Here is a 5,535-nt window from a genome sequence, read left to right on the forward strand (position 1 = left end):
TGATTTTACTGGTAGCGGGGAGAGGATTTGAACCTCTGACCTTCGGGTTATGAGCCCGACGAGCTACCAAGCTGCTCCACCCCGCGTTGCTATATAACTATAACTTCCTAAAGAAAAGAAAGTCAAGGAACATTTTGGCGTCCCCAATGGGATTTGAACCCATGCCGCCGCCTTGAAAGAGCGGTGTCCTAAGCCTAACTAGACGATGGGGACACTTAAAAACAGTTCGGAGTTCAGAGTTGGGAGTTTTGAGTTAAAGACATTTTTAAACTATCAACTCCGAACTCGTAACTCTTGACCATCAATGGTGAGCCGCGTTGGGATCGAACCAACGACACCCGCCTTAAAAGGGCGGTGCTCTACCAACTGAGCTAGCGGCCCTCCTTTACCAGAAACAAATAATATTATACATAATCAGTTATTTTGAAGTCAAAGAGAAAGGAATGGATTTCTCCTGATTATTACCTCGTCTCTTTTCTGTCCTGTTGATATGATGTCTACCCGTGCACCGGTAAGTGTAGCAATCTTATTGATATAATTTTTAGCATTTACAGGTAGGTTTTCGTATCTTTTAATCCCCACTGTACTTTCACACCAACCATCTACTACTTCGTATACAGGTTCACATCCTTCAAGCACATTTAATTCAGATGGCACTTCTTCATAGATTTTTCCTTTATACCTGTATCCTACACATATATTTATTTTCTCGCAGCCATCGAGGATATCAAGCTTTGTTATAGCAAGACCGCTAAGTGTATTTATCATCGCAGAGTATCTTGAAACCACAGAATCAAACCAGCCACACCTTCTCGGTCTGCCTGTAGATGCACCATATTCTTTCCCTTTATTCCTTATTTCTTCACCCATTTCATCTTTCATCTCTGTAGGAAATGGACCACTACCAACCCTTGTGGTATAAGCCTTCATAACACCGATAACTTCATCTATTCTTGTAGGTCCTATACCGAGACCTGTGCATGCACCTCCAGCAGTTGCATTGGATGCAGTAACGAATGGATATGTGCCATGATCAATATCGAGATGTGTTCCCTGCGCACCCTCAAACAGGACATTCTTCCCTTCATCCATATATCTATTTAACAAAGACGCAGTGTTTGCGATATATATGGCAATCCTCTCTGCATACCTCATATATTCTGAATATATCTGTTCTGTTTCAAAACCCGAAACACCATAAAGATTTGTCAGCAGATAATTTATATCTGAAAGGTTTGTCTCAAGTTTCTCCTTAAAGACCTCCTGTTGGAGAAGATCTCCCATTCTGATGCCAATCCGCGCTATCTTATCAACATAGGCTGGACCTATCCCTCTGCCTGTTGTCCCGATCCTTTTTGAACCTTTGAACCTTTCACTTTCCTTCTCTATAGCCTTATGATAAGGCATTATCACATGGGCATTTTTGCTTATAAAGAAATTACCATCAAAGGAAATCCCTCTTTTCTTCAGGGAATCCATCTCTTCTATAAGTGCAGCTGGGTCCACAACCATACCATTGCCGATTATACAGATCTTCCCCTTCTGGAGTATCCCTGATGGAATCAGGTGGAGTATGAACTGTTCATTATCAATAACAACGGTATGCCCTGCATTATGTCCACCTTGATACCTTGCTACTACATCTGCATCTTTTGTGAGTAGGTCTACGATCTTCCCCTTGCCTTCATCTCCCCACTGAACCCCAACAATCACTATGTTAGGCATAGAAATCCTCCACTAATCCCTAAATATTTACCATTTTAACATTGCAATTTGCCATTTGCTAATTATAGAGGTGGTGACACCTTTTGATAGCGCTGGTGGCTCATAGCCTTATCTGTTTTACTGAAATGACATTTGGAAGTTTCTTTATCTTTTCCAGCAATTCCTCTGAAACAGGAGTATCTACACTTACAATCGAGATAGCCCTACCCCCGGGTCTCTCCCTGCCAAACTGCATCCGTGCTATGTTTATGTTATTGTTACCCAATGTAGTTCCTATGTTACCTATTACGCCTGGCTTATCATTGTTAGAAAGGACAAGCATATCACCTTCGGGAACTGCCTCGACCTGAAATTCATCTATCTGAACCATCCTTGGATCCCTTCTGTTATAAAGTGTCCCAGCCACATAACCTGTTTTCTTCCCTGAGAGTACCTTAAGGCCTATAAGGCTCACAAAGTTTCCTGCCTCACTCGATTTAGTCTCTTTAACCTCAATCCCTCTCTCTCTAGCTATAAAGGGTGCATTCACAAAATTTACGGTTTCCAACAGTATCGGTGTAAGAAGTCCTTTGAGTACTGCTATCGTGAGTGGCGCTGTATCAAGTTCTGCTACCTCTCCCCTGTATTCCACCGTAACCTGATTAATGCCACCTTCGAATATCTGTGACTCAAAACTTCCGAGCTTCTCTGCAAGTTCTATGAATGGTTTTATCTTTGGAAGCACATCAGGAGCCACTGATGGGATATTTACCGCATTCCTTACGGTACCGTGTATGAAATAATCGACAATCTGTTCTGCTACAGCAATTGCTACATTCTCCTGAGCCTCTGTTGTAGATGCACCGAGATGAGGAGTAAATATTACATTATTGAGCCCTATGAGCGGACTTCCCTCAGGGGGTTCCTTTTCAAAGACATCGAGCGCCGCACCTGCAACCTTCCCTGATACGAGTGCATCGTAAAGATCTTTTTCATTAATAACCCCACCCCTTGCGCAGTTTATTATCCTCACACCATCCTTCATCATCTTGATACTCTCTGCATTTATTGTACCCTTAGTCTCGGCTGTCAGGGGCGTATGTATACTTATAAAATCTGCCCTCCTGAAGAGTTCGACTAAATCAACGATTTCCACACCAAGCTCTCCTGCCTTCTCCTCTGAAAGATATGGATCATAAGCAATAACATTCATCTGTAGCCCCTGTGCACGCTTCGCAACCTGACTTCCTATATTGCCAAGACCGAGAATTCCAAGTGTCTTATTATATACCTCAACACCCATAAATCTTTTCTTCTCCCATTTGCCAGTCTTCATTGATGCTGTAGCCTGCGGGATTAACCTTGCCAGAGAGAGCATGAGTGCGATGGTATGTTCGGCTGTAGTTATTGTATTGCCACCAGGGGTATTCATCACCACGATACCCCTTTTAGTAGCAGCCACCTTATCAACATTATCAAGACCAGAACCTGCCCTTGCTATAACCTTGAGTCTATCTGCTGCATTTATAACATCTGCTGTTACCTTCGTAGCACTCCTTACAACAAGCCCCTCATAATTCCTTATCTCTTTTATAAGATCATCAGGTTTAAGGTTTATTTTAACATCTACCTCAAGCCCTGCCTTTTTCATTATCTCCATACCATTTGGAGATATATCGTCGCTTACAAGAATCTTCATTCCCCCTCCATCAGGATCTCTTCTGCAACCGCCAAGCCTTTCCCAAGTTTCACATCGTATCCCATGCCTTTGAGAACCATTTCCACACCAGCAACCGCAGTAATAACATCGAATGTATCTGCATAGCCGAGATGTGCAATCCTGAATATCTTTCCTTTTGCTGCGTCCTGCCCTCCAGCGGCTGTTATCCCATATTTCTCTCTAAGGTTTTTATATATCAGTTGACCATCAAACCCCTCAGGTGCCATCACCGCAGTTACAGAGTTACTCGGAGATTCCTTCGTAAAAAGCTCAAGCCCGATAGCCTTCATCGCCTCTCTCGTTGCATGTGCAAGTCTTTCATGCCTTGCAAAGATATTCTCCAGACCTTCAGACTGCATCAATTTGAGACAGGCATTAAGCCCTATGATAAGGGTGACGGCTGCTGTAAAATTGGTCTGATTTTTTGCAAGTGCCTCCCGTTCTTTCTTAAAGTCAAAATAAAACCTCGGTGATTTTGAATTCTCAGACATCTTCCACGCCTTATCACTTATACTTACAAAGGCAAGTCCTGGTGGAAGCATCAGCCCTTTCTGTGAACCGCCAACCATTATATCTATTCCCCATTCATCAGTTCTTAAGTCATGCGCTCCAAGGGCAGAGATTGCATCCACAACAAACAGGGTATTATTGTAGTTTTTTACGATTTCTCCAAGTGACTTTATGTCATGATAAACACCTGTTGATGTCTCAGTTGCTTGAACAAAAACAGCCTTTATATCAGCGGTATTCTTTAATGATTTTTCGACATCCTCAGGTTTGACCACATATCCCCATTCAATGCGGATCTCTTCAACCTTAATCCCGTAAGACTTACATATCTTCATCCATCGCTCTCCGAACTTCCCTCCATTAACCACAAGTGCCTTATCCCCAGGTGAAAGGAAGTTATTTACAGAACCTACCATGCCACCTGTACCTGTTGATGCAAGGATGAGGACATCGTTCTTTGTCTGATAAAGCCACTGCAGCCCTTTCTTTGCAGAATCAAGCACAGGAATAAAATCAGGTGCCCTGTGGTGTATAACAGGCATCGCCATCGCCATTAGAGCTTCTGGTGGGACAGGTGTTGGTCCTGGAGCAAATAGATACCTTTTCTGCATATTTAATCTCCTTTTGTTTCAAAGGTATTAGAAAGTCCTTTGAAAATTAACACAATCACCGCAGGACTGTCAAGGCAAATGAACTGCGGACAAGGGGTGCGGAAAAGACAGCCTTAAAACATAACTTCCTTGCAATTTCCCCCCAGTATGTAAATTCCTCTTCCGAGGCGTATCTTATAACAGGGTGATGAGCCTTAGATGGTGAGAGGTATTGACCGATTGTGACGATGTCGCATCCTGCCTCCTTAAGGTCATAGAGTGTCTGGAGTATCTCACTGTGTTCTTCTCCAAGACCGAGCATAAATCCCGATTTGGTGGTGATCTTACTATTCATTGATTTTATATCTCTGAGTAATACCAGAGATCTCTTATAAACTGCCCTATTTCGAACTGAAGGATATAATCTTTCTACGGTCTCGATATTGTGGGCATATATATCAGGTTTTGCAGCGACCACGATAGATAGGGAATCCTTTGAGCCTTTAAAATCGGGTGTGAGCACCTCGATCGTAATACCGTCTATCCTGTTTCTCAATACATTAATAGTTTTTGCAAATTGTTTTGCACCACCATCTAATAAATCATCTCTTGTTACAGAGGTGATGACTACATGTTTTATACCGAGTGTCTTAACAGCATCAGCAATCCTTTCTGGTTCGCTCTCATCCACTACTCGTGGAATCCCTCCGTTTACATTACAGAAACTGCAATTCCGGGTACATATATCACCGAGTATCAGGAATGTTGCAGTCTTATTTGAATAGCATATCCCCCTATTTGGGCATCTCGCCTCTTCACATACTGTGTTAAGAGAAAGTCTCCTGATAAGATTTGATGTCGCTAGACTATCTGTTGTCTTCAGTCCAGAATTTGCTTTTCTTAATTGTTTTAAAAGCCAGTCGGGTTTACAAGTCACAGGCAAAAACTTTCCTTTCACCTTTAACATCTTGCTGAGACGTCCCATTTACCACTAAGCATAGATTCAAGATC

4 protein-coding genes and 3 tRNA genes are annotated in these 5,535 nt (G+C 42.5%); all 7 read right to left on the reverse strand.

Annotated features, from left to right (window positions below):
* Nucleotides 1-9: 9 nt before the first annotated feature.
* Nucleotides 10-86 (reverse strand) — tRNA-Met (locus tag AB1488_03055).
* Between the two features lie 49 nt (nt 87-135).
* Nucleotides 136-213, reverse strand: a tRNA-Glu gene (locus AB1488_03060).
* Nucleotides 214-305: 92 nt separating this feature from the next.
* Nucleotides 306-381: transfer RNA gene (locus AB1488_03065), tRNA-Lys, on the reverse strand.
* Nucleotides 382-429: 48 nt separating this feature from the next.
* Entirely contained in the window at nt 430-1,725 is a 1,296-nt protein-coding gene (locus AB1488_03070) for an adenylosuccinate synthase (protein ID MEW6409077.1), read from the reverse strand.
* Between the two features lie 100 nt (nt 1,726-1,825).
* On the reverse strand, nt 1,826-3,403 hold the full coding sequence (gene serA / locus AB1488_03075; protein ID MEW6409078.1) for a phosphoglycerate dehydrogenase: 1,578 nt from the start codon (nt 3,401-3,403) through the stop codon (nt 1,826-1,828).
* Nucleotides 3,400-4,545, reverse strand: coding sequence for an alanine--glyoxylate aminotransferase family protein (locus tag AB1488_03080; protein MEW6409079.1), 1,146 nt, complete (start codon nt 4,543-4,545; stop codon nt 3,400-3,402). Before AB1488_03080 ends, serA begins: the two co-directional genes overlap by 4 nt.
* A 55-nt stretch (nt 4,546-4,600) precedes the next feature.
* A complete protein-coding gene (gene lipA, locus AB1488_03085; protein MEW6409080.1) occupies nt 4,601-5,491 on the reverse strand; it encodes a lipoyl synthase in 891 nt (296 codons plus the stop codon).
* Nucleotides 5,492-5,535 lie beyond the last annotated feature (44 nt).

It is taken from the genome of Nitrospirota bacterium (genome assembly GCA_040756155.1).
In the GTDB taxonomy this organism is placed as follows: domain Bacteria; phylum Nitrospirota; class Thermodesulfovibrionia; order JACRGW01; family JBFLZU01; genus JBFLZU01.

Bases quoted from the DNA above. Each gene is read 5' to 3' on its own strand.
- AB1488_03070 (MEW6409077.1), bottom strand. From the start codon at position 1,725: ATGCCTAACATAGTGATTGTTGGGGTTCAGTGGGGAGATGAAGGCAAG.
- serA (MEW6409078.1), bottom strand. From the start codon at position 3,403: ATGAAGATTCTTGTAAGCGACGATATATCTCCAAATGGTATGGAGATA.
- AB1488_03080 (MEW6409079.1), bottom strand. From the start codon at position 4,545: ATGCAGAAAAGGTATCTATTTGCTCCAGGACCAACACCTGTCCCACCA.
- lipA (MEW6409080.1), bottom strand. From the start codon at position 5,491: ATGTTAAAGGTGAAAGGAAAGTTTTTGCCTGTGACTTGTAAACCCGAC.